General features: G+C 61.2%; 17 protein-coding genes. 8 read left to right on the plus strand and 9 right to left on the minus strand.

The window, feature by feature from the left end; all coding sequences use genetic code 11:
- Positions 1-193: 193 nt before the first annotated feature.
- Complete coding sequence (locus tag ACUXUR_RS16945; protein ID WP_445503525.1) at positions 194-1,999, plus strand: extracellular solute-binding protein; 1,806 nt, start codon at positions 194-196, stop codon at positions 1,997-1,999.
- Between the two features lie 137 nt (positions 2,000-2,136).
- Positions 2,137-2,481, plus strand: a complete 345-nt coding sequence (locus ACUXUR_RS16950; protein WP_445503526.1) for a hypothetical protein — start codon at positions 2,137-2,139, stop codon at positions 2,479-2,481.
- Positions 2,482-2,484: 3 nt separating this feature from the next.
- Here ACUXUR_RS16950 and mfd read toward each other — a convergent pair whose 3' ends face one another.
- Entirely contained in the window at positions 2,485-6,009 is a 3,525-nt protein-coding gene (gene mfd / locus ACUXUR_RS16955; protein ID WP_445503527.1) for a transcription-repair coupling factor, read from the minus strand.
- Positions 6,010-6,189: 180 nt separating this feature from the next.
- Positions 6,190-6,486, minus strand: coding sequence for an FAD assembly factor SdhE (locus tag ACUXUR_RS16960; RefSeq protein WP_445503528.1), 297 nt, complete (start codon positions 6,484-6,486; stop codon positions 6,190-6,192).
- Between the two features lie 88 nt (positions 6,487-6,574).
- Between ACUXUR_RS16960 and recG the strand changes: the two genes are divergently transcribed.
- Positions 6,575-8,692 carry an ATP-dependent DNA helicase RecG gene (gene recG, locus ACUXUR_RS16965; RefSeq protein WP_445503529.1) on the plus strand — a complete coding sequence of 706 codons (2,118 nt, stop codon included), beginning with the start codon at positions 6,575-6,577 and terminating at the stop codon, positions 8,690-8,692.
- A 112-nt stretch (positions 8,693-8,804) separates the two neighbouring features.
- Here the strand turns inward: recG and glmS are convergent, their stop codons facing one another.
- Both glmS and glmU read right to left on the minus strand, forming a co-directional pair.
- Positions 8,805-10,631: a glutamine--fructose-6-phosphate transaminase (isomerizing) gene (glmS, locus tag ACUXUR_RS16970; RefSeq protein WP_445503530.1), complete on the minus strand. Its 1,827-nt coding sequence runs from the start codon at positions 10,629-10,631 to the stop codon at positions 8,805-8,807.
- Positions 10,632-10,743: 112 nt separating this feature from the next.
- Positions 10,744-12,120 (minus strand): bifunctional UDP-N-acetylglucosamine diphosphorylase/glucosamine-1-phosphate N-acetyltransferase GlmU, encoded by a 1,377-nt coding sequence (glmU, locus tag ACUXUR_RS16975; RefSeq protein WP_445503531.1) that lies wholly within the window; start codon positions 12,118-12,120, stop codon positions 10,744-10,746.
- 235 nt (positions 12,121-12,355) lie between these two features.
- Between glmU and ACUXUR_RS16980 the strand changes: the two genes are divergently transcribed.
- Both ACUXUR_RS16980 and mdoH read left to right on the plus strand, forming a co-directional pair.
- Complete coding sequence (locus ACUXUR_RS16980; protein WP_445503532.1) at positions 12,356-13,876, plus strand: OpgD/OpgG family glucan biosynthesis protein; 1,521 nt, start codon at positions 12,356-12,358, stop codon at positions 13,874-13,876.
- A complete protein-coding gene (mdoH, locus tag ACUXUR_RS16985; RefSeq protein WP_445503533.1) occupies positions 13,852-16,044 on the plus strand; it encodes a glucans biosynthesis glucosyltransferase MdoH in 2,193 nt (730 codons plus the stop codon). The genes ACUXUR_RS16980 and mdoH overlap by 25 nt, the downstream gene beginning before the upstream one ends.
- Before the next feature lie 21 nt (positions 16,045-16,065).
- Here mdoH and gcvA read toward each other — a convergent pair whose 3' ends face one another.
- On the minus strand, positions 16,066-17,001 hold the full coding sequence (gene gcvA / locus ACUXUR_RS16990) for a transcriptional regulator GcvA (RefSeq protein WP_445503534.1): 936 nt from the start codon (positions 16,999-17,001) through the stop codon (positions 16,066-16,068).
- A 126-nt stretch (positions 17,002-17,127) separates the two neighbouring features.
- On the opposite strand from gcvA, the gene ACUXUR_RS16995 reads away from it, so the two are divergent.
- Positions 17,128-17,334, plus strand: coding sequence for a hypothetical protein (locus ACUXUR_RS16995; protein ID WP_445503535.1), 207 nt, complete (start codon positions 17,128-17,130; stop codon positions 17,332-17,334).
- 4 nt (positions 17,335-17,338) lie between these two features.
- Here ACUXUR_RS16995 and ACUXUR_RS17000 read toward each other — a convergent pair whose 3' ends face one another.
- Complete coding sequence (locus tag ACUXUR_RS17000; protein ID WP_445503536.1) at positions 17,339-18,982, minus strand: Na/Pi cotransporter family protein; 1,644 nt, start codon at positions 18,980-18,982, stop codon at positions 17,339-17,341.
- A 360-nt stretch (positions 18,983-19,342) separates the two neighbouring features.
- On the opposite strand from ACUXUR_RS17000, the gene ACUXUR_RS17005 reads away from it, so the two are divergent.
- Positions 19,343-20,848, plus strand: a complete 1,506-nt coding sequence (locus ACUXUR_RS17005; protein ID WP_445503537.1) for an acetyl-CoA hydrolase/transferase family protein — start codon at positions 19,343-19,345, stop codon at positions 20,846-20,848.
- A gap of 237 nt (positions 20,849-21,085) precedes the next feature.
- Positions 21,086-21,445: a hypothetical protein gene (locus tag ACUXUR_RS17010; RefSeq protein WP_445503538.1), complete on the plus strand. Its 360-nt coding sequence runs from the start codon at positions 21,086-21,088 to the stop codon at positions 21,443-21,445.
- A gap of 262 nt (positions 21,446-21,707) precedes the next feature.
- Here the strand turns inward: ACUXUR_RS17010 and ACUXUR_RS17015 are convergent, their stop codons facing one another.
- The 3 genes from ACUXUR_RS17015 to ACUXUR_RS17025 are packed head-to-tail and all read right to left on the minus strand — an operon-like array spanning position 21,708 to position 25,295.
- The gene (locus tag ACUXUR_RS17015) at positions 21,708-22,748 is read right to left on the minus strand and encodes a sensor histidine kinase (protein ID WP_445503539.1); all 1,041 of its coding nucleotides are present in this window, start codon (positions 22,746-22,748) and stop codon (positions 21,708-21,710) included.
- Positions 22,745-23,176, minus strand: a complete 432-nt coding sequence (locus ACUXUR_RS17020; protein WP_445503540.1) for a response regulator — start codon at positions 23,174-23,176, stop codon at positions 22,745-22,747. Before ACUXUR_RS17020 ends, ACUXUR_RS17015 begins: the two co-directional genes overlap by 4 nt.
- Position 23,177: 1 nt before the next feature.
- Positions 23,178-25,295, minus strand: a complete 2,118-nt coding sequence (locus ACUXUR_RS17025) for a PAS domain-containing protein (RefSeq protein ID WP_445503541.1) — start codon at positions 25,293-25,295, stop codon at positions 23,178-23,180.
- Positions 25,296-25,483: the final 188 nt, after the last annotated feature.

Raw genomic sequence — 25,483 nt, forward strand, 5'->3', positions numbered from 1 at the left:
TGAATGGGCCGTTGGTATCCGGCTTTCTTAAACCTGCAATGGGACGGTGAATCTTTGCCGAATGCGGCGAAGACATGACCTGTGGCGCTCCTTTAACCTTTCGCGTGCTAGGTTTCCAGTCACTTCGGGCAGATTCCTGTACAATATTGCCCGCCGAATTTGCCACCGAGCGCCATTACGCAGCAGGAGCGCCATGAGCTGCACTCTTATACGAATTTTTCGCCTGCTTGCCACTCTTGCCCTGGTGACTTTTGGGGTCATGGTTGCAGCAAAGGCGGAAACCCTGCGGCATGGCATCGCCATGCATGGCGAACCCGCGCTTCCGGCGGATTTCCCTCACCTGCCCTATGCCAATCCTGATGCACCCAAAGGCGGGCGAATCACGCTGGCCATCCAGGGCACCTTCGACAGTCTCAACCCCTTCATCGTTCTTGGCGTCGCCCCGCCCGCCGTTCCCATTTACGTGGTCCAGAGCCTGATGATGCGCTCCCAGGACGAGCCGTTCACGGTCTACGGCCTGGTTGCCCGCTCGGCCGAGATGCCCGAGGACCGCAGCTCCGTGACCTTCAACCTCGATCCGAGGGCTCGTTTCTCGGATGGTCATCCGCTGACGGCGGAGGATGTCCGCTTCACCTTCGAGCTTCTGAAAAAGCACGGCAAACCCTTTTACCGCTCGATCTTCGGGCAGGCGAAGGCCGTCGTCATCGAGAATCCCCACCGGATCAAGTTCGACCTCTCGGGAGCCAACGACCGGGAGCTGCCTTTGCTGATCGCGATGATGCCGATCTTCCCGGCCCATGCGACCGACCCGGATACCTTCGCCAACACCACCCTCACCCCTCCGATCGGGTCCGGCCCCTATGTCATTAGCGAGGTGCGACCTGGCGAGCGTGTAGTCCTGAAGCGCCGAAAGGACTTCTGGGCCGAGGACCTGCCGATTCTGCGCGGGCTCTTTAACTTCGACGAGATCCGCTACGATCTCTACCGCGACGCCAACACCATGTTCGAGGCGTTCAAGGCCGGGCTTTATGACTACAGGCTGGAAGGCGACCCGACCCGATGGGCTTCGGGATATGACTTCCCCGGCACCAGAAGCGGGCGGATCGTCCGCGAAACGATCCCTATCCAGCTCCCCAAGGGTATGAACGGCTACGTGTTCAACACCCGCCGCGCCATTTTTGCCGATGTCAGGGTGAGGGAAGCCTTAGGGTATATGTTCGATTTCGAATGGCTGAACCGCAACCTGTTCTATGGCCTGCTGAAAAGATCCGACAGCTATTTTGCGGGCTCTGATCTCTCCTCGGCCAGCCGGCTGGCCACGACGCGCGAGCGTGAGCTTCTCGCCCCGTTCCCGGGTGCTGTCCGTGAGGACATTCTCGAAGGGCGCTGGGCCCCGCCCGTCGCCGATGGATCGGGGCGGGACCGGGAGATGGCGCGCCAGGCCTTGGCCCTGCTCTCCGAAGCGGGCTGGGTTCTCGAGGAGAATATTCTGCGCCGCAAAGATACCGGAGAGCCCTTTGCCTTCGAGATGCTGGTGAATTCGCGCCAGCAGGAGCGCTTGGCCCTGAATTACGCGCAGACGCTTGAGCGGATTGGAATCAGCGTGAAGGTGCGCCTGGTGGACGATGTTCAGTATTGGCGCCGCATTTCCCGGTTCGAGTACGACATGATCCAATGGGTTTGGCCCGCATCCGCCTCTCCGGGGAATGAGCAGCGCAACCGTTGGGGATCCGAAGCGGCTCAGAGGGATGGTTCCTTCAACTACTCAGGAGCTACCTCTCCCGCTATCGACCACATGATCGATGCTCTGCTGGAGGCAAAAAGTCGTGAGGACTTCGTCTCGGCAGTGCGTGCCCTCGACCGCATTCTGCTCTCGGGCTTTTATGTCATTCCACTCTTTTACGTGGGTGATCAATGGCTTGCCTATGACAGCACTTTGAAGAAGCCAGATCGGACGCCCCTTTTTGGATCCTACATCGACGTCTGGTGGCGCCGCTGAATTAACTCCTTGGGAACCATGGCTACGCCCACTGTTACGCTTCCGTTCAGCTAGCCGATGCAACTAATCTCTTGCTTTGTTCGTTGAGCGAGGTGTCTCCTGTCTCAATGAACGCGTTTTGACGCAAGGGTGTTGCAATGAACGGAATGCAGAAGGTACTCGTCGTGGATAACGGCGAGCGCGCTCCTGACAGCGCTCTTTCGGCAGAACTCGCAGGCATGGGATACGCAAGCGTCACGACTCCTTTCGAAGCTGCGGATGACGTTCTGGCGCTCATCCCGAGCCCTGCCGCCGTCGTGCTGCAGATGCCTCTGCATGCTAACTGGTCCGAACGACGCCGGTTCCTGGAACTCGCCACCCGCCTGCGCAAGACTTTGGCCGCTAGCCATACGCCTGTCATCGTGACGGGCGGAGTGAGCGGCGCAGTCGCAATGTTGCAGAATGAACTGAACACACGTGCTGTCGCTGCTGCGGAACTGTAATCCTCAGGCTGCTTTTTTCTCTGCAATCCGCACCAGATCCCGCAGGATGACGGTCGACGCCTTGATGCGTTCGTCCGGCGTTTCTACGTCGCGCACGAACACGATCTTCATGTCCGGGCGTACCTTCGCGAACGAGGCTTGCTCGGTCACATAAGAGATAAGGCCCGTTGGATTGCCGAAGGAATTGTCGCGGAAGGAAATGATGATGCCCTTCGGGCCGCCATCCACCTTCTCCACATTGGCGCGTCGGCAAAGAACCTTGATCGCCATGATCTTGAGAAGCTGATCGACCTCCGAAGGAACGGGTCCGAAGCGGTCGACGAGTTCCGCCCGGAAGGCTTGGATTTCTGCATCCGTCTCGAAGGTCGAAAGGCGACGATAGAGACCGAGACGCAGCTGCAGGTCGGCGATGTAGCTTTCGGGAATCATCACCGGTGCCCCCACGGAGATCGTCGGCGACCATTGATCCTCGGCGGGCTCTTCGATGCCTGCCTTCAACTGCGCGACGGCCTCCTCCAGCATCTGCTGATAAAGCTCGTAACCCACTTCCTTGATATGACCGGACTGCTCCTCCCCGAGCAGGTTGCCCGCGCCGCGAATGTCGAGATCATGCGAGGCGAGCTGGAAGCCTGCGCCCAACGTATCGAGCGTCTGCAGCACCTTCAGACGCCGTTCGGCCTGAGCCGTGAGATTCTTGTTGGCAGGCACGGTGAACAGGGCATAGGCACGCGTCTTCGAGCGGCCGACGCGTCCGCGCAGCTGATAGAGCTGCGACAGGCCGAACATGTCGGCGCGATGCACGATGAGCGTATTGGCAGTAGGAATATCGAGACCGGACTCCACGATGGTGGTGGAGAGCAGGATGTCGTACTTGCCCTCATAGAAGGCCGTCATGACGTCCTCCAACTGACCTGCCGCCATCTGACCGTGGGCCACCGCCACCTTCGCCTCCGGCACCTCCTTGTCGAGAAAGGCCTTCACGTCTCCGAGATCGTCGAGACGCGGCACCACATAGAACGCCTGCCCGCCCCTGTAGCGCTCGCGCAGCAGTGCTTCGCGGACGAGCAGAGGATCGAACGGTGTGATGAATGTGCGCACCGCCAGGCGATCCACCGGCGGCGTGGTGATGAGCGACAGCTCGCGCACTCCTGTGAGCGCCAATTGCAGGGTTCGCGGAATGGGTGTTGCGGAGAGCGTCAGCACATGCACTTCGGCGCGCAGTTCCTTCAGGCGCTCCTTGTGGCTCACACCGAAATGCTGCTCCTCGTCCACGATGATGAGGCCGAGGTCTTTGAACTTGATCGACTTTCCCAGCACGGCATGGGTGCCGACGACGATATCGACCGAGCCGTCCGCCAATCCTTCCTTGGTTTTCTTCAGTTCGCCGGAAGGCACGAAGCGGGATGCCTGCGCGATATTGAGCGGCAGGCCACGGAACCGATCACAGAAGGTCTTGTAATGCTGGCGCGACAGCAGTGTCGTCGGCACCACCACGGCGACCTGTTTGCCGCTCATGGCCGCGACGAAAGCAGCGCGCAGCGCAACCTCGGTCTTGCCGAAGCCCACGTCACCGCAGACGAGACGGTCCATGGGACGGCCCGAGGCCATGTCGTCGAGAACCGCCTCGATGGCGTTGAGCTGGTCTTCGGTCTCATCATAGGGGAAGCGCGCGGCGAACTCGTCGTAGAGTCCTTCCGGCGGGATCATGCGCGGCGCTTCCTTCAGGATGCGCGCCGCCGCGATCTTCATGAGCGCGCCCGCCATCTCGCGGATGCGCTGCTTCATGCGGGCTTTGCGCGCCTGCCAGGCGCCGCCACCGAGCTTGTCGAGCTGGACTTCCGTCTCTTCCGAGCCGTAGCGGGTCAGAAGCTCGATGTTCTCAACCGGCAGGAACAGGCGGTCGCCGCCGGCATAATGCAGCTCAAGGCAATCGTGAGGCGCGCCGGCAGCCTCGATGGTCTTCAGCCCCTCGAAGCGGCCGATGCCGTGATCCACGTGCACCACGAGGTCGCCGGGCGTGAGAGCCGCCACTTCGGTCAGGAAATCCTGCGGGCGCCTGGACTTGCGCTTCTGGCGCACGAGACGGTCGCCGAGAATGTCCTGCTCGCTGATGACGGTCAGATCGCCGGTCTCGAACCCGTGCTCCAGCGGCCAGATGCCCACCGGGACCTCGTTGCGCGGATAGGCCATGGCCTCCGAGAACCGGCCGATGGGCTTCGTCTGCCTCAGATCATGATCCTGCAGCACATGGCAGAGACGCTCGCGCGAGCCGTCGGACCAGGCACCGAGAATGACGCGGCGGCCTTGTGCCTGCTGATCGCGGATGTGGCGCACCACGGCCTCGAACACGTTCGCGCTTTCATCGGCACGCTCGGCGATGAAATTGCGTCCCTGCCGCGCACCGCAATCGACCACGAGACGCCCGCCTTCCGCTTCCGGAACGGCAAAGGGCGTCAGCCGGGCCAGCGGCAACGCAGCGGTGCGCTCTGCCCACTCCTCAGGCTTGAGATAGAGCTGATCGGGCGGCAATGGGCGATAAGGCGCGACGCCGGGCTGGTTCTGCCCCATGTTCTCACGCCGGGCGTCGTAGTAATCCTTCACCTGCGACAGGCGCTCGGCGGCAGCATCGTCATCCAGCGGATCGAACACGACCGGAATGCCGGGCACATAATCGAGCAATGTGTCGAGATGGTCATGGAAGAGTGGCAGCCAGTGCTCGAGGCCGGGATAGCGCCGCCCCTCGCTGATCGCCTCGTAGAGTCGGTCGTCGCGAGTGGGCGCGCCGAACATGGCTACATAGGCTTGCCGGAAGCGCTTGATGCTCTCGGTGGTCAACTGCACCTCGCTCATCGGCACGAGGTCCAGGGAGCGAAGGGTGCCGACTGTGCGCTGGCTTTCGGGATCGAAGGAGCGGATCGATTCCAGGGAATCGCCGAAGAAGTCGAGGCGCACCGGATTCGGAAGACCAGCGGGATAAAGGTCGATGATGCCGCCGCGTACGGCATATTCGCCCGTATCGCGCACCGTGCCTGTGCGCATGAAGCCGTTGGTCTCGAGCCAGTTGATGAGAAGCGTCGTGTCCACCACGTTGCCCGGCGCGGCGGAGAAGGTTTCCGCAGCGATGCGCGCCCTCGGCGGTACGCGCTGCACGAGAGCATTCACGGTCGTCGAGAGGATGCGAGGCTTGTCCTCGGAGGTCTTCGAACGGGCCAGCCGCGCCAGCGTCGTCATGCGCTGCGCCGTGATCGCAGCATTCGGCGACACACGGTCATAGGGCTGGCAGTCCCAGGCCGGGAAAGTCAGCACCTCGATTTCCGGAGCGATGAAGCCGAGGCCATTCGCGAAATTCTGCTGCCTCTGGCCGTCACGGGCCACATGGACCAGGACGGCCGGACCTTCGATGCTCCCCGAAAGACCACGCGCAAGATCGGCGACCGCCAGCACATCGAACCCGTCCGGAACGCTGGAGAGCGTCAGGCCTTGGCCTTTCTTGAGGGCATCGAGAGCACGGTTTAGGGCAGATTTCATGGCAATGTGTCAGGTCAATGGGGAGAGAACGCGGGCTCTTGGGCCCGGTTCGTTCGATGGTACACAAAGGGTCCGGCTGTCATTCCCGGTCGGAGCGAAGCGGAGGGAAAGGACTCTACTCACACGCGCTGCGGCAGGAATCCCTTCCCGGTTCTTCGGACCGCAGGAGAGGACGGCAGGTCAAGTGTGAATCGGCGAAGTGTGGGTATGGAACGCCTTCAACCGGCGGAACAAAGGCGTTTCGTAGTTCGAGGGCGTCTCGATCTCGCCGGTGATCCAGCCGAGCAGATCACGGTCGGTCACCTCGATCAGACGCTCGAAATCGGCTAGGTCCTCCTCCGAGAGGTCGCCGATCTCGGCATCCGCGAAGCGGCCCATGATCAGGTCCATCTCGCGCATGCCCCGGTGCCAGGCCCGGTAAAGGATCTGCCTGCGACGAACATCGAGGTCGGCGCTGCTGCGTGTCGTCCCGCTCATGAAAATGCTCCGGTGAGATAAAGATAACGTCGCTTCAAAGCGGCTTGGCCGCTATATAACCATCTCCCCTCGACTTACTACCCGTTTGATGTCTTTGCGCCCTTCCATTCTCGATCCCTTGTTCGCCCCGGCAGCCGCCCTGCCCGGCGTCGGACCGAAGATTGCCCCCCTCCTGGACCGCCTTCTGGGCGAGCCGGGGAGGCCCGCGCGCGTGGTCGATCTGCTGTTTCACCTGCCGAGCAGCGGCATTTCCCGGGAAATGAAAGGCTCCATTGCCGATGCGCCCGTTGGCGAGCCGGTCACTCTGTCCGTCACCGTGGTCGCCCATCGCCCGCCCCCGCCGGGCCGCCGCGCGCCGTACCGGATCCTGGTGGAAGATGAGACCGGAGACGTGTCGCTCGTCTTTTTCAACGGCCAGAGGGCGCGTCTCGAAAAGCTCCTGCCGGTGGGCGAGCGCCGCTATGTCTCCGGTAAAATCGAGCTCTGGGACGGCCGCCGCCAGATGGTTCATCCGGACCGGATTCTGGACGAGAGAGGCATCGAGAACCTTCCCGCCGTAGAGGCCGTCTATGGCCTCACCGAAGGTCTCTCCTCGCGCATGGTGGGCAAGTACATCGGTGCGGCGCTGGAGCGCGTCCCGAACCTGCCCGAATGGCAGGATTCCGCCTGGCTTGACCGGAACGCCCTGCCCGATTTCCGAAAAGCCTTGTTCGCTCTGCACAGGCCCGACAGCGCATTGCAGCTTTCTGAAGAGGCGATAGCCAAATCCGCACCGCGTCGTCGTCTTGCCTACGACGAACTGCTCGCCTCTCAACTGGCCCTCGCGCTGGTGAGAAGCCGCATGCGGCGGCTGCCGGGCCGGGTGAATGCGGGTGACGGGCACCTCGTTGAAAAGCTGAAAAAGGCCCTGCCCTTCGGCCTTACGTCATCCCAGACCCAGGCCATCGATGACATCCGCCGCGATCTCGTCTCTGACAAGAAGATGCTGAGATTGCTTCAGGGCGATGTAGGCTCGGGCAAGACCGTTGTCGGTCTCCTAACCATGGCCAGTGCTATCGAGGCCGGCCGTCAGGCTGCCATGATGGCGCCGACGGAAATCCTGGCGCGCCAGCATTACGAGCGCCTCGCCCCCATGGCCGAACAGGCCGGCCTCACCATTGCCCTTCTCACGGGGCGAGAGAAAGGCGCTGCCCGCAAAACGGTGCTCGCCGGGCTCGCGGACGGCAGCATCCAGATCGCGGTGGGGACCCATGCCCTGTTCCAGGAAGGTGTCGCTTTCCAGGATCTCGGCGTCGCGGTGGTCGATGAGCAGCATCGCTTCGGCGTGCACCAGCGTCTCGCACTGGGCTCCAAAGGCGAAGCGGTCGACATTCTCGTCATGACCGCAACGCCAATCCCGCGCACGCTGGCGCTCACCTATTTCGGCGACATGGACGTGTCGGTGCTGAGCGAAAAGCCGGCAGGCCGCAAGCCCATCGCCACGAAGCTGATTTCCACCGACCGGCTCGACGAGGTGATCGGCGGCATCGGCCGTGCCATCGCCAATGGCGATCAGATCTATTGGGTCTGTCCGCTCGTAGGTGAATCCGAGACCGTCGATCTCGCCGCAGCCGAGGAACGCTTCGAGACATTGAAGAGCTTCTTCGGCGACCAGGTCGGCCTCATCCACGGCAAGATGGCGGGCAAGGACAAGGATTCCGCCATGGAGCGGTTCTCGAGCGGAGAAGCCAAGATCCTCGTCTCAACCACCGTGATCGAAGTGGGCGTCGACGTGCCCAATGCCTCGATCATGGTGATCGAGCACGCAGAGCGCTTCGGCCTTGCGCAGCTCCATCAGCTCCGCGGGCGCATCGGGCGCGGTTCGAAATCCTCCACCTGCCTTCTCGTCTACAAGGGCCCACTCGGACAGGTCGCGCAGGCGCGGCTCGAGATGATGCGCCAGACGGAGGACGGCTTCCGCATCGCGGAAGAAGACCTACGCCTTCGCGGCGAAGGCGAAGTCCTGGGCACCCGCCAATCGGGGACGCCCGGCTTCAAGCTGGCGCGCCTGGAGGTCGACGGCGATCTTCTCGCCGCCGCACGGGACGACGCGCGGCTGATCGTGGACAAGGATCCTGAACTGATGAGCGAGCGCGGTCAGGCCCTGCGGACCATGCTCTATCTCTTTGAGCGGGACTCGGCGATCAAGCTGTTGAGGGCGGGCTGAAATCACTCCTTTCGTCATGGCCGGGCTTGACCCGGCCATCCACGTCTTAGGAAACGCAGCGGCTTGAAGACGTGGATCCCCGGCTCAAGGCCGGGATGACGGGCATGAGGGATCACTCCACCGTCACGGACTTCGCGAGGTTACGCGGCTGATCCACGTCTTTGCCCATGAAGACCGCCGTGTGATAGGCGAGTAGCTGGATCGGAATCGAATTCACGATTGGCGCGACGACGGGATGCACGGAGGGCATCACGATCGTGGCCATGGTTTCGAGACCCGTTTCCAGCGCGCCCTTCTCATCGGTGATGAGAATGATACGGCCGCCACGCGCCGCCACTTCCTGCATGTTCGAGACGGTCTTCTCGAAGATGTTGTCATAGGGCGCGATGACGATGACCGGCATGGTCTCGTCGATGAGCGCGATAGGCCCGTGCTTCAACTCGCCCGCCGCATAGCCCTCGGCGTGAATGTAGGAGATTTCCTTGAGCTTCAGCGCGCCTTCCATGGCGAGCGGGTAAGACGTCCCGCGGCCGAGATAGAGCACGTCCTTCGCCTTCGAGAGCTCACGCGCCAGGATCTCGATATCGTGCTCGCGCTTCATGGCCTCGCTCATCTGGCCGGGAACGGCGATGAGCGCATCCACCAGCTCCTTCTCCTCTTCAGGGCTCAGGGTGCCGCGGGCTCGGCCAGCCGCAATGGCGAGTGAGAGAAGAACCGTGAGCTGGCAGGTGAAGGCCTTCGTCGAGGCCACGCCTACCTCGACCCCCGCCAGTGTCTGCGCAACGACCGCACTTTCACGCGCCATGGTCGACGTCGGCACGTTGACCACCGAAAGTGTATGCAGCTTCTCGGCACTCGCATAACGAAGCGACGCCAGAGTGTCCGCCGTTTCGCCGGACTGAGACACGAAGAGAGCAAGCTCGCCTGGCTCCAGAGGCGCCTCGCGGTAGCGAAACTCGGAGGCCACATCGATCTCGACCGGGATGCGCGCCAGACGCTCGAACCAGTATTTCGAGATGAGACCGGCGAGATAGGCCGTGCCGCAGGCGGAAATGGAGATCCGTTTCAGATTCTTGAAATCGAAGGGCAGCGCGAAAGGAAGTTCCACGCGCCCGGCGGTGAAGTTCACGTAGTGGGCAAGAGTGCGCCCTACGACTTCCGGCTGCTCGTGGATTTCCTTCGCCATGAAGTGCCGGTGATTGCCCTTGTCCGCCATGAAGGAGCTGGCGAGAATCTTGTGGCGCTGACGCTTGACCATGGCTCCGGACGCGTCGCGGATATCAGCGCCTTTGCGCCGCAGAATCGCCCAATCGCCATCTTCGAGATAGGTGATGTCGTCGGTGAAGGGGGCAAGAGCCAGGGCGTCGGAGCCCAAATACATCTCGCCTTCGCCATAGCCGATGGCGAGAGGCGCGCCATGGCGGGCACCGATCAGCAGATCGTCCTCACCATGAAACAGGAAAGCGAGCGCGAAGGCACCGCGTAGGCGCGGCAATGTCACGGCCACGGCCTCGATCGGCCCACGCCCCTGGTGCATTTCGTAGGTGACGAGCTGAGCCACGACTTCGGTGTCGGTTTCCGTCTCGAAACGAATACCCTTGGCTTCCAATCCGGCCTTCAGCTCGCGGAAGTTCTCGATAATGCCGTTATGGACCACGGCCAGCTTGTCGGTCGCATGCGGATGGGCATTGGTCTCGTTGGGTTTCCCATGCGTCGCCCAGCGGGTATGGCCGATGCCGATGACGCCCGAGAGCGGGGACTGGTCGAGTTTAGCCTCGAGATTCCGGAGCTTGCCTTCGGCCCTGCGGCGGTCGAGATGGCCATATTCCAATGTTGCCACCCCGGCCGAATCGTAACCCCGATATTCGAGCCTCTTCAGGGCCTCAAGGATTTGAGGCGCGACAGGGGTGTTTCCAACAATTCCGACGATTCCGCACATGCCCTGAGGCTTCCTTTGAGACGGTTAGTTTTATGCCAAGCTCGAGGCTTCCATACAGAGGATGCTGCTCTCATCGGAATCAACTTGCATGACAAATTATGACAGCTAACCCCTATTTTCCTTTAGCTGCCTTGGCTTTAGCACGGAATTCAACGGCCCAGCCATCCTTCAGGACCTGACGTCCGCGCCCCAGAGCAAGGGCATCGGCAGGTACGCTTTCGGTGATCACGGAGCCGGAACCGACGAAGGCTCCATTGCCGATGGTGACAGGCGCGACAAGCGATGAGTTGGAGCCGATGAAGGCCCCCTCGCCGATCTCCGTACGGTACTTATTGTAGCCGTCGTAATTGCAGGTGATCGTCCCCGCGCCGATATTGGCTTCGGCTCCGACACTGGCATCGCCGAGATAGGTCAGGTGGCTGACTTTGGCACCGGCACCCAGGTCTGTGTTCTTGATCTCCACGAAATTGCCGACTTTGGCCTTGGGGCCGATGACAGCACCAGGGCGCAGGCGAGCGAAAGGTCCAACGCCGGCGCCGGACGCGATGCGTGTCCCCTCCAGGTGGCTGAAGCTGTGAATGACGGCTCCCGGCTCCACGGTGACGCCAGGACCAAAAACCACATGCGGTTCGACAATCACATCCTGCCCGAGACGAGTGTCATAGCTCAGGAAGACAGTCTCCGGCGCGACAAGAGTCACGCCTGCCGCCATGGCGGCCGACCGCAGGCGCTCCTGGATCATCCGCTCGGCAGCTGCGAGCTGTGCCCGATCATTGACGCCGTGCACCTCTTCCTCCGGCACAACGGCGACCGCCGTGCGATGTCCGAGCTCGCGTGCGATTTCGACGATATCGGTTAGGTAATATTCACCCTTGGCGTTGTCATTGCCGACCTTGTCCAGAAGCGTCAGGGCGAGATCGCCGCTGATCGCCATCAGGCCTCCGTTGCAGAGGCCGATCGACCGTTCGGTCTCCGTCGCATCCTTATGTTCCCTGATCGCGAGCAACTGGCCATCCGCCATGATCAGGCGTCCATAGCCGGTCGGATCCTTCGGCTCGAAGGCCATGACCACCACCGCGGCACCGCCTGCCAATGGCGCACGCAACTTCGCAAAGGTTTCCGTCCGCACGAGAGGGGTATCCCCGAATGCGACAATCACGTCATCCGTTTTTTCCGCCAGGACCTCCCGGGCACTGAGAACCGCGTGCGCGGTTCCAAGCCGCTCCCGCTGCACGAAGGTCCGAGCATTCGGCAGGCTCCTGCGCGCCTCCTTCTCCACATCTTCGCGGTCAGGACCGATGACCACGGCAGTCTGCGTCGCACCGGCCTCGGTCAGGACGGCCAGGACATGTCCGAGCATGGAGCGGTTCGCTACCTGATGCAGCACCTTGGGCTTATCTGATTTCATCCGGGTGCCTTCCCCCGCAGCCAGAACAATGGCGAGGCAGCTCCGGGCGGTGGAGGTCATGGGGGAATCGCTCGACGTCATAAGGTTTCAATCCGGTAAGGGTTCTGCTGTGCTGCTAGATCAGAAGAGGTAATTCGGCAATCTTTTCATGGGGAAAGGCTTCTCAAGCGAACTGCCTCGTTTACTTCATACTCATGTTTGATGATAAACCATGAGACTTCCTGATTGTTTGGCCAAAGAGCCACGTTCACACAAGAGTATCACTGTGTCGGTTTCGCTGGGGGCCCCGCGCCCTTCTCATCCTCGGCGACGCGATGTGCTGACCTTTCTCAGCGCTTCCGTTGCCGCGCTTAGCCTTGCACCTGCAGTTCGGGCCCAGACGCCCCAAGCCACCATTGCCTCGCGCATGGGGGACAGCCAGCGCTTCGACTCCGCAGCGGTCACCGACATAGCCCGGCAGCTTTCTAAAAAGCCGTTCGTGCAGCCGCCGAGCGATCTGCCGGATGTGTTCTCGAATCTGAACTACGATCAGTACGTCTCCATCAAATCCCTCCAGCCACCGATCTGGAGCACGGAGGGCCGCGGCATTGCCCTGGAGCCTCTTCATCGCGGCTTCGTGTTCAGCAATGCGGTCGACCTGTTCCTCGTCGAGGATGGGGCTGTCCGGCGGGTCGGGTATGATCGCGCGCAATTCAACTTCAATGGAATAAACGTCCCTAGCGACCTGAAAGATATCGGGTTTTCGGGCTTCCGCCTGGTCTCCCATCCGGCCGAGAGCAAGCCTTACGAATTTGCCATCGTTCAGGGAGCAACATTCTTCCGGGCCTTGGCTCGCGGCCAGAACTATGGTGCCATCGCCCGCGCTCTGACCCTGAAGCCTGCGGAGGCGAAGGGCGAAGAATTTCCCATCTTCAGGGCCTTCTGGATCGAACGGCCCAGCATCGGCAGCACCAGCATCACCGTTCATGGCGTCCTTGATTCCGAATCGACGACCGGTGCTGTGCGCATGACTTTCCGCCCGGGCGACATGACCATCGTGGACGTGGAGACGACCCTCTTCCCGCGCGTGAATTTGGAGCATGTAGGCCTCGGAGGCATGGCCTCGACCTATTTCTACGGTCCGAACGACCGTCGCAATGCGGATGACATTCGCCCTGCCGTCTACGAGTCCTCGGGCCTCCAGATGCTGAACGGCCAGGGCGAGTGGCTCTGGCGTCCCCTGCATAACCCCGAGACTCTTCAGATCTCCGCCTTCGTGGACAACTCGCCTCGCGGATTCGGCCTGCTCCAGCGGGAACGCTCCTACGAGACATTCCAGGACGACGACCAGCGTTTCGAGCGCCGCCCGAGTCTTTGGGTCGAACCTCTGGGCGAATGGGGTCAGGGGAGCGTTCAGCTGCTCGAGATTCCAACCGACGCGGAGATCAACGACAACATCCTGGCCTATTGGCGCCCGAAGGCTCCCATGGCTGCCGGATCGGAGGTTTCTTTCGCCTACCGGCAGTACTGGGGCTGGAACTCGCCGGAGCGGCCGCCGCTTGCCACCGTTTCCGGAACCCGCGTCGGCCGCGGCAACGGCGGACGCCGGCGGCGGTTCACCGTGGACTTTTCCGGCGACATGCTGGGTGACAATTGGCCAACGGACCTTAAGTCTGTCCTGACCGTTGGTCCGGGAATGTTCCAGAACCTCAAACTTTTGCCCTATCCGGAGCGAAAGACGGTGCGCGTCGCATTCGAGCTTGACCCGGGCAACGAAAACGCGTGTGAGATGCGTCTCATCCTCGAAGCAGGCGGGAAACCGATAAGCGAGACATGGCTGTATCGTTGGACACCCTAAGTTCCGACCCGGACTCTAAAGTCGCTGCCCTGGGGCGGCCCGAATCCGTCATGCCCCCGGAAAAGCACCTGGACATGCCGACCCAGCACCTCAGGCGCTGGTCGGCCGACCAGGAGCGTAAGCCTGTTCGGCACAATCCCAAGTTCGGCCTCTGGCTCGCCCGCCTGTTCGTGTTCGGCGGCGGATTGCTGCTGACCGGGTACGGCACCTATGAAATGTACCAGGTGGTGTCGGTGAGCCGCACCACGGCCCTCCAGTGGATGTTGGTGGCGCTGTTCACCGTCAACTTCTCCTGGATCGCAGTTGCATTCACGAGCGCCCTGCTCGGCTTCCTCGCCCTTCTCCGGCAGCCGCGCCCGGCCCCGCTGCCGACGTCGCTCCAGGCACGCACGGCCATCGTCATGCCCGTCTATAACGAGCAGACGGCGCGGACCTATGCGGCCCTTGAGGCCATCTATGAATCCGTCGAGGCCACGGGTCTCGGAGAGAACTTCGACTATTTCATCCTCTCCGACAGTACGAATCCCGATGCCTGGATCGCAGAGGAGCGCGCCTTCCTCGATTTGCGTGAAAGGCTAGGCCCCAAGGCGAGGTTCTATTATCGCCATCGGGCGAAGAACCATCACCGCAAGGCCGGCAACATCGCGGATTTCGTTTCCCGCTGGGGCGGTCACTACGAGCATATGCTGGTGCTCGATGCGGACAGCCTCATGACCGGCGAGTGCATCGTTCGCCTCGCGGCGGCGATGGAAGCCGATCCCGATGCCGGCATCATCCAATCGCTGCCGCTCATCATCAACCGCAACACCCTCTTCGCGCGCGTTCAGCAATTCGCGGCCCGCGTGACCGGCCCGGTCATCGCCATGGGTCTGTCGGTTTGGATGGGGCGTGACGGCAATTACTGGGGCCATAACGCGATCATCCGCACCAAGGCCTTCGCAGCCCATGGCGGCCTGCCCGATCTGAAGGGCAAACCGCCCTTCGGCGGCCATATTCTCAGCCACGACTTCGTGGAGGCGGCGCTGCTGCGCCGTGCCGGATGGGATGTCTACATGCTCCCGGACCTCGAAGGCTCGTACGAGGAAAGCCCGCCGTCCCTCATCGACCTTTCGGCCCGCGACCGCCGCTGGTGCCAGGGCAACCTGCAGCACATGCGCGTGATCACGGCGAAGGGCCTGAAGCTGCCGACCCGCCAGCACTTTGCCACCGGCATCATGTCGTATCTGGCCTCGCCGTTCTGGTTGTTCCAGTTGATCGTCGGTATCGCCCTTGTGCTGCAGACGACTTACATCCGGCCGGAATATTTCGCGCGCGACTTCCGCCTGTATCCCATCTGGCCCCGGTTCGACCCTGAGCGAGCCCTTGCCCTGTTCGCGCTGACCATGGGCATCCTGCTCGCACCGAAAGTCTTCGGCCTGATCCTGATGCTGATCCGCGGCAAGGACCGCCGCGCCTCCGGCGGCGGCATCCGCCTCATCATCTCGTCCCTGATCGAGATCATCCTGTCCGCGCTTCTTGCGCCCATCCTGATGCTGATCCAGTCCGGTTCGGTGTTCCAGATCCTGCTGGGGCGCGACACGGGCTGGCAGCCACAGCGCCGTGACGACGGTTCGATCCCGTTCAAGGACATCGTGCGCCGTCATCGGGCTCACACGGTGCTGGGCGCCCTGGCAGGCATCTCCGCCTTCATGATTGCCACATCCCTGTTCTTATGGATGTCGCCGACGATCATCGGTCTGCTTCTGGCGATCCCGCTCTCCTGGCTGAGCGGCCAGCTAGGCGCAGGTCTCGCCCTGAAAAAGCTCGGGCTTCTTCTGACACCGGAGGAACACCAGCCGCCAGCCATCGCCACGCGCGCCAATGAGCTGCAAGCACGCAATGCCACCCTCGGGTTCGATGACGAGGACAGCCTCAGGGCGCTCTACTCGGATGCCAAGCTGAGAGAGCGGCACATGGAGATGCTGCCGCCTGCCGCTCCCCGCAAGCGCGGCATCATCGAAACGGAGCGCGCACTCGCCGAAGCCAAAATCGTCGACGCAGAGACCATCGAGGATGCGATCAGCTGGCTGCATTCGAAGGAGCGCATGGTGGTGCTTCACGATCGCGCGCTGCTGAACATGCTCATTCATCTGAAAGCCAAGCCTGCGGATGCTCAGGCTGCAGAATGATTGTCTTTCGTGAACCGGGGCTCAGGCCTCGGTTTTCATTTTGTAGGCAAGGGAATCCCGCTCGGCGTCGGTCGCGACCTCGCTCAGAATCCAGTCTCGGAACGCCTCGATCTTGGGAGAACGCCTGCGAGCCTTGGGATAAACCAGCCAGTAGCCTCGGTCGGATTCGGCCATGAGATCGAAGGGCTGAACGAGGCGGCCCGCAGCGAGATCATTCGCGAAGAAGAACGGGTTGACCAAGGCGAACCCCTGCCCGGCGACCGCTGCCATGCCCTCCAAGTGCTGAATCCCGAGCGAGTTTTCCAGCCGGCGGGACAGGTCGACATTCGGCATGCCTGCTGCCGAGAACCAATCCTTCCACCAAGGATCGGTCGGCGAAATGATGGGAAACTTCAGAATGTCCTTCGGCTCCTTCAGCTCGACGCCGCGGATCAGGTCGGGACTGCAGACCGGGGTGAAGAAATTGGGAACGAGAGGATGAGCCTCAAGCCCGGGCCAATTCCCGCTGCCACTGCGAATGGCCAAATCGAACTCGCTCTGGCCAAGATCGACCAGCTGCTGGCTGACGGAGATCTGCACGGCGATGTTGGGGAAGAGATGCTGAAAGCGGCCCAGGCGCGGAATGAGCCAGTTGGATGCAAAGGTGCTGAGCGTCGTGACGGAGAGAATCGACTGCACCGATTCCTCGACGCCGGCGAACGCCACCCGTAGAGCATCGAAAGCCTCCCTCACGGCTGGGGCAAGCTGCTGCCCCTTCGCCGTCAACGTCACCTGCCGCGGCATGCGCACGAAGAGCGGCGCGCCGACCCGGTCCTCCAGCATCTTGATCTGGTAGCTCACAGCCGCCTGGGTCATGCCGAGCTCTTCCGCTGCCCGCGTAAAGCTCTGGTGCCGCGCGGCCGCCTCGAAGACTCGCACGGCACTCATCGGAGGAAGTTTGGAAGGCGCTTTCGTCATGACCAATCCATAAGGCTGCCTTATGCCAGCCCCTTGGCTTTCATTTTGTCAAGGCTGCCGAACAGGAGCATCTTTTCCTTACATAAACGAGGCGCTGCGGCGCCCCAACACAGCATGGACATCGTCATGAGGTACGAAGATGCACGCCGCTTGCGTGGCGTTCAGAGCGTTTGGCTGCGTGTAAAGCTCTGGTTGCGCTCTGTCTCCCTGAAAGACCCGCCTCCGATGGCAGACCTGAACCACCTCTCGGATCATGAGAGGCGCGACATCGGCCTGCCCGAGCCGGTCCGCTACATGGACTGGCGCACGCTGAAGGATGAGGCCCGCCTGTAACGTGTCAGGACGAGAGACGGCTGGGTCTGAGTTCGCCGCTCTGCTCCAGCAGGGAATGGCCGGTGGCTGCGATATGCGCCTCGATGCGCTTCAGATCGCGCACGATATCGAGTTGAAGCGCGCTCGTGTCACCGACCGTACGGCCGGAGCGAATCTGCTCCAGCTGCTTCTGGGTCATGGCGCGCTCGAGGTCGCGAAAACGCTCCTTCTCCGAGACCAGCTTACGGGCGGATCCGATATCCTGGAACATGAGCACGGAGGCCGCGAGATGCAGGTGCTCCAGCAGCTTCGCGTGCATGCTCGTGATGTCGTCGAGACTGTCCTTGGGCAGGCGCAGATGGTTCTTGATGCGCTTCGCCGCCAGTTCCATCAAATTCTTGTCGATAATATCGCCGATATGTTCGAGATTGATCGCAAAGGCCAGAATGTCGGAGAGGCGCTTCGCCTCCGTCTCGCTCAAAGCCTCATGGTTGATGGAGCTTAAGTAGCGACGAATGGCGCTGTAGAGACGGTCCACCACATCGTCCGTGCGGCTTACCTCGGCCACGCGGCTGATATCGTCCTCACGGAAGAGATCCTGAGAGCTGCGCAGCATGATCTCCACCGTGTCCGCCATGCGCAGAACCTCGCGGGCCGCATTGGAGAGAGCAACAGAAGGTGTGTCCAGGGCGTCCTTGTCGAGATATTGCGGCATGCCCGGATCGGAGGCCCGCAGCTTTTCGGGGAAAGCCCTCGTGAGAAGCTTTGCGATCCATGGCAGCGGCAGGATGAAAATCGCCGCGATAGCCACATTGAAGAGCGTATGGAAGTTTGCTGCCAACCGGGCCGGGTTAGGATCGAACATCGTCATATAGCTCTGGAAGACATCGATGAGCGGCAGCGCCGCTGCGCATCCGATCACGCGCATGGCAAGATTGCCGAACGGCACCCGGAACTTGGCCGGATCCCCGCCCAAGCCCTCCAGCATCGGATTCACGGAACTTCCGAGATTGGCGCCGAACACCATGACCAGAGCAGCATGCGTATCGATGACGCCAGCTGTGGCTAGCGACATGATGAACAGCATCGCCGCGACGCTGGAATGGGCCATCCAGGCGAACACTCCCGACAGAAGCAACAGGATGAGCGGATCGGACGCGACCCCTCCAAGCAGTTCCTTGAGCACCGCCGAGGATTCGATTGCGCGGATCGTCTCGGTCAGGAGGTGAAGCGAAAGCAGCATCAGCCCAAGACCGATGGCAACGCGGCCCAAATCTTTGATTCTGCTCGATTGCCCACGCTTGTAGCCAATGAAGCCGAAGAAGATCAGCAATGGGAAGATCAGCGTGATATCAAAGGACAAGACCTGCACGATCAGCGTCGTGCCCACATTGGCGCCCAGCATCACGGCCAGCGCGGGAACGATGTCGACAGCGCCGCCCGCGGTAAAGGAAGCTACCATCAGGGCCGTTGCCGTGCTGCTCTGCAGCACGGTGGTGACGCCCACACCAGCCAGGAAGGCGCGCAGGCGGGTACGCAATCCGATACCGAGGATCCATCGCAGATCGCTGCCGAAGGCACGCTGTACCCCGCTGTTGACCATGTTGATGCCCCAGAGAAGCAGGGCAATCTCACCGAGGAGGTGGATCAAAACGGAGGTGGCGGACATCTTTCCTCAGCAATCACAGATACACATCACACCTTGTGCTTAGTCCCGTTATTTCAGGACGACAATAAGGTTGCCGGCTAATAATGGGTGATCCGAGCAGATTTTCCAGCTTTTTGCCATCGGGCATCGGGATTTAGAGACATTTCCCCCTCCAATAGAGAGGATGGCCTATGCCCCGCCTCAGGAATCTTCCGGAGGTCGGCCTTGAGCCGGATCAAGGCTTCCCTGCGTTCAACGCCCTACCCGTCCGACTCAACTGGGCCTAATGGCACCTGCAGGCCGTTGGGGCATCCTTCCAGGCATGCAGACACAAAACGGCTCAACCCGATGCCCCAATAAGAACATTGCATAGGTTGCTTGATGTATCGTGATCGTATTCGCCTCAACACACTTTGGGGCAAGGTGATGTCGCCAGAAGAGGCAGCCATGCTCATCAAGGACGGCATGACCGTCGGTATGAGCGGCTTTACGCGTGCAGGCGATGCCAAAGCCGTCCCGCTGGCCTTGGCCGAGCGTGCCGAGAGAGAGCCCTTGCACATTACCCTGATGACAGGCGCTTCGCTCGGCAACGATAACGACAAGCTGCTCACCAAGGCAGGCGCGTTGGCCCGCCGCCTGCCCTTCCAGGCCGATCCGACCCTTCGCGCCGCAATCAACAGCGGCGAGGTCATGTTCATCGACCAGCATCTCTCCGAGACGGTGGAGCTGCTTCGCTCCCGGCAGATGGGCCCCATCGATTATGCAGTCATCGAGGCTTCGGCGATCACGGAAGATGGCGGGTTGATCCCGACGACCTCGGTGGGCAACAGCGCAACCTTTGCCATTCTCGCTGAAAAGGTGATTGTGGAGATCAACCTGGCCCAGCCGCTCGACCTGGAAGGTCTGCACGATATCTACATTCCGACCCGTCGCCCGTTCCGCGAGCCGATCCCGGTGGTCGCGCCCGAGAGCCGTGCGGGCCTTCCCTTCATCCCCCTCGATCCTGGCAGGATCGCAGCCATCGTGATCACTCAGAAATCGGACAGCACCGCGACCATCGAGGCTCCCGATACCGAGACTGCAGCGATCGCCGGCCATCTGATCGAGTTCTTTCAGCACGAGGTGCGGCAAGGGCGCCTGGGCACCACCCTCGCCCCGCTTCAGGCCGGCATCGGGTCCATTGCCAATGCCGTTCTCCACGGGCTCATCGACAGCCCCTTCCACGACCTGAAGATGTACAGCGAGGTTCTGCAGGACAGCACTTTCGAGCTGTTCGATTCCGGCAAGCTCGCTTTCGCTTCCGGCTCATCGATGACCCTCGGCGCGGAAGCCCATGATCGGGTGATCTCCAGTATTGGCCGCTATAAGAACAAAGTCGTTCTACGGCCACAGGAGATCAGCAACCATCCTGAAGTCATTCGCAGGCTCGGCGTGATCGGCATCAATACGGCGCTGGAATGCGATATCTACGGGAACGTGAACTCAACTCACGTTAACGGCACGCATATGATGAACGGCATTGGCGGCTCCGGCGATTTCGCGCGCAATGCTTATCTCGCCATCTTTGTCACGAAATCCCTGGCCAAGAACGGCGCACTCTCGCGAGTTGTGCCGATGGTCACCCATGTCGATCATAACGAGCATGATGTGGATGTGATTGCCACGGAGATCGGCCTTGCCGATCTTCGCGGACTCGCACCGCGCGAGCGTGCGGAAACGATCATCCGCAACTGCATCCATCCGACTTATCGTGAACTGGCCTCCGACTACCTGCGCCGGGCCATCCAGCGCGGCGGTCATACGCCTCACCTTCTGGAAGAGGCCTTTTCCTGGCACGTTCGCGCCCGACAGATGGGCACTATGCTGCCGTCTCAAACAGCCATCTGATCACCCGCAGGCCAATTCGCTTCTGAGTTGTGAATTTCTCGACGCGAATTGGCTTTTTGCCATCTTCTCGCCGTGCGAGCCGTTTTGGCTACTCCATACGCATGCCTTGTAATATCTTAAGGAACTCTGCTCTTTTCCAGATGCAAAAGTTACGCATGTGAACCGATAGGCCTAAGATCAGGAACGGGTCCAGTGCTGGCAAACGACACATCACCGGCTGGGATGCGAGGAAACGAGATGGGTTTGGATGATCCATTTCCGATCGAGAAGTGCTCGGGACGAGTACGAGGTGCGGTTCTCGCGGAGTTCCAGGGGCGATGTCCCACCATCCGGGAAGTTGCCAGCATCTCCGATGCGCAATGGCTGACTGTTCCCAACATTGGGCCGACGACCCTGGAAGAAATACGCCGCTTCATCAGTGACGCCCCAGCCGAGCAACGCCTGCAAAACCTCCCGACGATGGACGACGGGGAGCTCCTCTCCCGATTGAACCGATTGCAGCGCGAGCTTAATCTCATAGCCAGCGCCATTCGGGCCAGGATCTCAGCCGCCTCGTTTAGGAATTCAGCGAAACGAAATCACCCGGATCCAACATAACCGTGATCTGCGTCATTTGACGACGCACGTTTGATACTTCGGGGAGATAATCCTACGCCTCAGGATTCCCGCACTGGAACCCGCTGCCTGATGTTTTCTATGACGACCTGCTCATCGGCGGCCTGGAAAAGAACGCGATTTACGCCAGAGCATCGCATCGCTCGAGCAGAAAATCTGATCCACTTTTCACTGACGCGGCCCTTCGGTTCCGCACGATGCGCTGGGGTTGGCCTGATCGGCAGCGGCATCGAAGCTCGATCATTTAGATGGAGAATGACAGGACAGCCTTGGTTCCGGCATGGTTCTGATCAAATTCGATGGCCGATTGCAGATTCGACGCCATCGCGCGGACGATTTTCGTACCCAGCCCACTGCCCCGCACCTGTCCCGTCCCTTTCCACCCGATTCCGTCGTCCTCGACGGACAGAAGCACCCTGTCGTCTGAGGCCGACAGAAGCACGCGGATATCGCCTGACGTGCCATCCGGATAGGCGTATTTGAACGCGTTGGTGACGAGTTCGGTGACGATCACTCCAACAGAAACGGCCTTGTCCGTCGGGATCGGGATCGACTCGGCCTTCAGCGAGATCGTGTGCTCCCGCCCTGAAGCCCGCATCGCACCTTCCAGTTCTTCAACCAGGCCTTCCAGGTAGGTATCCATTTCGACGAAACGGACATCGTTGGACGTGTAGAGGCGGCGGTGGATCTGGGCGATGGCGGTGATGCGGCTCTGGGTCTCCGCAAGTATATCCTGCGCCGTAGTATTGCCCGCAACGGCACGCTGCTGCATCGCCACAAGTGAGGCCACAAGCTGCAGGCTGTTCGCCACGCGGTGATTTACCTCGCGCAGGAGCATTTCAGCACGCTCGCGCGCCTCACGCATTTCCCTTTCGGCGGCTTCCTTCGCCCGGCGGAGCTGAGCCGCGGCGAGGGCCTGCTCCGCGGCTGTGTGAAGGAGATCGAGAAAGGCGCCTCCGACATCCTTGATCACATAATCGGCCGCGCCGGCCTTGAGGGCGGCAACCGCGATGCGCCCCTCGTCCGCCCCTGTGACATAGACGACAGGCGGAGGATCGGGCAGCAACTGGATGTCGGACAAGACCTCCAGTCCCTGCTTGCCTGGCATGAAGTGATCGAGTGCGATCACGTCGAAAGAGCCGCTGCTCAGGAGCTGCATGCCTTCGTCACCGCTCAAGGCGTGGCTCACCTGGAAGCCATGGCGCATCAGCGAGCGCTCCACAAGGCGTCCGAGGCCCCGGTCGTCGTCGATATAGAGAAGGCGAATGGGCGGAGTTTCGTTCACAGCGTTTCAGGAACCTGAATGACGGAGAGGAATAGCCCAAGCTGGCGAATGGCCTGGGAGAATGACTCGTACTCGACCGGCTTCGTAATGTAGACGTTGGCTCCGAGATCGTAGCAGCGTTGGACCTCGCGCTGGTCATCGGTCGTCGTCAGCACCACCACAGGCGCACGCTTCAGCTTCTCGTCGTTCTTAAGCTTGGCCAGAATATCGACCCCGTTCATGTCCGGAAGATTGAGGTCCAGCAGCACCAGGAAGGGACCGGCATTGCGGACATCCTCATGAAACAGGTGCTCAAGAGCCGCCGTACCATTCTTGAAGGCGCGGATTTCGTTGCACACGCCGGCGCGCCGGATGTTCTTCTCGATCAGACGGGCATGGCCTTCGTCGTCCTCGACCATGATGATGGTAACGGGTTGCTGCTGGGGCATATTACGCGGCCTCGGAACTCATACTGATGGATTTGGGGAGGGTCACGGTGAAGGTCGAACCCTCACTCAATCTCGAAGCGACTGAGATCGTGCCTCCGAGCCTTCGCACAAGGGCCCTCACATGCGCAAGGCCAATTCCTTCGCCCTGCTGGTCTTGCGTCCCCGAACGCCGGAACAGATCGAAGATCCGCTCGAAATCCTTCTCGTCGATCCCGCGACCATTATCCTCGACCTCATAACGGACGCTCAGACCAAGATCTCTGCCACGCACTACGATCCGACCAGGGCGGTCTGGCTCTAGATACTTAACGGCATTCTCAATCAGGTTGCCGAACACCTGCTCCACCGCTAATCGGTCACTGATCAGATCCGGCACCGTCTCGATGACCAGATCGGCCCCGCGCTCATGCAATTGATGCGCCAGGCTGTGACGCTGTGCCTCAAGCAGCTGGTTCATGCTGATAGGCTCGGGGGCCAGCACGCGCCGCCCTTCGCGGGAAAGCTTGAGAATGGCATTGATCAGCTTGTCCATCTTGACCGTGGACGACCTGATGAAGCCGATTGCTTCCGTAAGATCAGTCTCGATGGCCGCCCGAGCCTCAGGTGTGACCAAGTCCGGCAGTGTCTCGGAGACTCTCATGTAAAACTTCTCGATCTCCTCCTGCGCGTTCTCGAGTTCGCTCGTGAAGCCCATAACATTGACGAGAGGCGCGCGAAGATCGTGGCTCACGATATAGGCGAAGCGCTGGATTTCATCGTTGGCGGCATCAAGCTCCGACACCCGCTCTGCGAGCATGGAAGCCAGACGGAGTGACTCCTTCTCGGACTGGACGGCCTGCTCGCGACTCCTCCTCAGCTCGTCCTGAGCTTGCTTGAGGTCATGAATATCGGTGCAGGTGCCATACCAACGGGTGATCCGCCCCTGCTCATCGCGAACGGGCTGCGCCCGTCCCAGCACCCAACGATATTGGCCTGAGCGATGCCGCAATCGATATTCGATGTGGTAGGGCTCGCCCGTTTCGAGCGAATGGCGCCATGTCTTCCAGGCGTGCTCCCGATCGTCGGGATGGAACATGCCGCTCCATGCAGCACCGTCCGTAGAGCCTTCCGGCACGCCAGTGTATTCGTACCAGCGCTGATTGTAATAATCATGGAAGCCATCCGGCCGCGTGGCCCAGATCAGCTGATCGATCGAATCGGCGATCGCGCGTAAACGTTCCTCGCTTTCCCGCAGAGCGTTCTCGATGCGCCGATGATCCGTGACATCGTGACCCTGCACGAAGATACCAGAGACATCTCCGTCCCGGCTGAAGATGGGCTGGTAGACGAAGTCGAGGAAATGCTCCTCAGGCTGACCCTCGGGACCCTGCAGAATGACGCGCACGCCTCGACCGATGAATGGCTCGCCGCTTCCATAGACGCGATCCAGCAGACGGATGAAGCCCTGCTCCACGACCTCGGGCAAGGCCTCCCGCACGGACTTGCCGATCAAGTTGCCGCGCCCCACCACTTGGCGATAGGCTGCATTGGCCATGGTGAACACGTGATCCGGGCCGCTGACAGCCGCAATGAAGCCTGGAGCCTGCTCGAACAGTTCCTGCAGGTGCTGACGCTCCCGTGCGAGGGTCTGGTTCACCTCCTGAACCGCCTGGGCGCGCCGGAACATATCTGTCTCGATCAGCGCCGAAGGGCCGGACAGGAAAGCCGAGGTCTGCGCGAATTTCCGGAGCTGGTGGAGCTCCGTCACGTCCACCGTGTGCTGCAGGATGGAAATCAGCTCGCCGGCTTCATTGAACAGGGGCGTGTGGGTTGCGCTCCAGAAGCGCTCCTCGAACCCTTTGCCGTCAGGCAGGGGAATGGCATATTCGATGATCGGCAGGTGATCAGGCACCTTCTCGGCGATCACCCGCTCGAAGGAGGCGCGCAGCTGCTTGTGACCTTCGGAATCCGGGTCGCTCGGAAAGGCTTCGAACATATTGCGACCCACCAGCTCTTCCCGGGTACGCATCGTGACGTGCAGGTAGGCCTCGTTCATCCCCATGATATCGAGCGAGGGATTGAGCAGAACATAAGGGTTCGGCGAAGCGTTGAAGAGAGCCTCAAAGTTGATCGATTTCAATGTCTTACGCTGGACGGCTTCCAGCTCCCCTTAAATTCGCCGCATAGAGCTCTGCCTTATGTAGGACCGATCCGCCTCAATGCCAGGTTTCCCGCCACGGCCCAGCTTCGCCAGGGGCAGAGAAACTTGGCCAGAGACGTTCCGCTATGGGACGGATCTAGGGGAGGCCGCTGTTTTGGCGCGCTTTG

The sequence above is a fragment of the Microvirga medicaginis genome, from assembly GCF_052658925.1.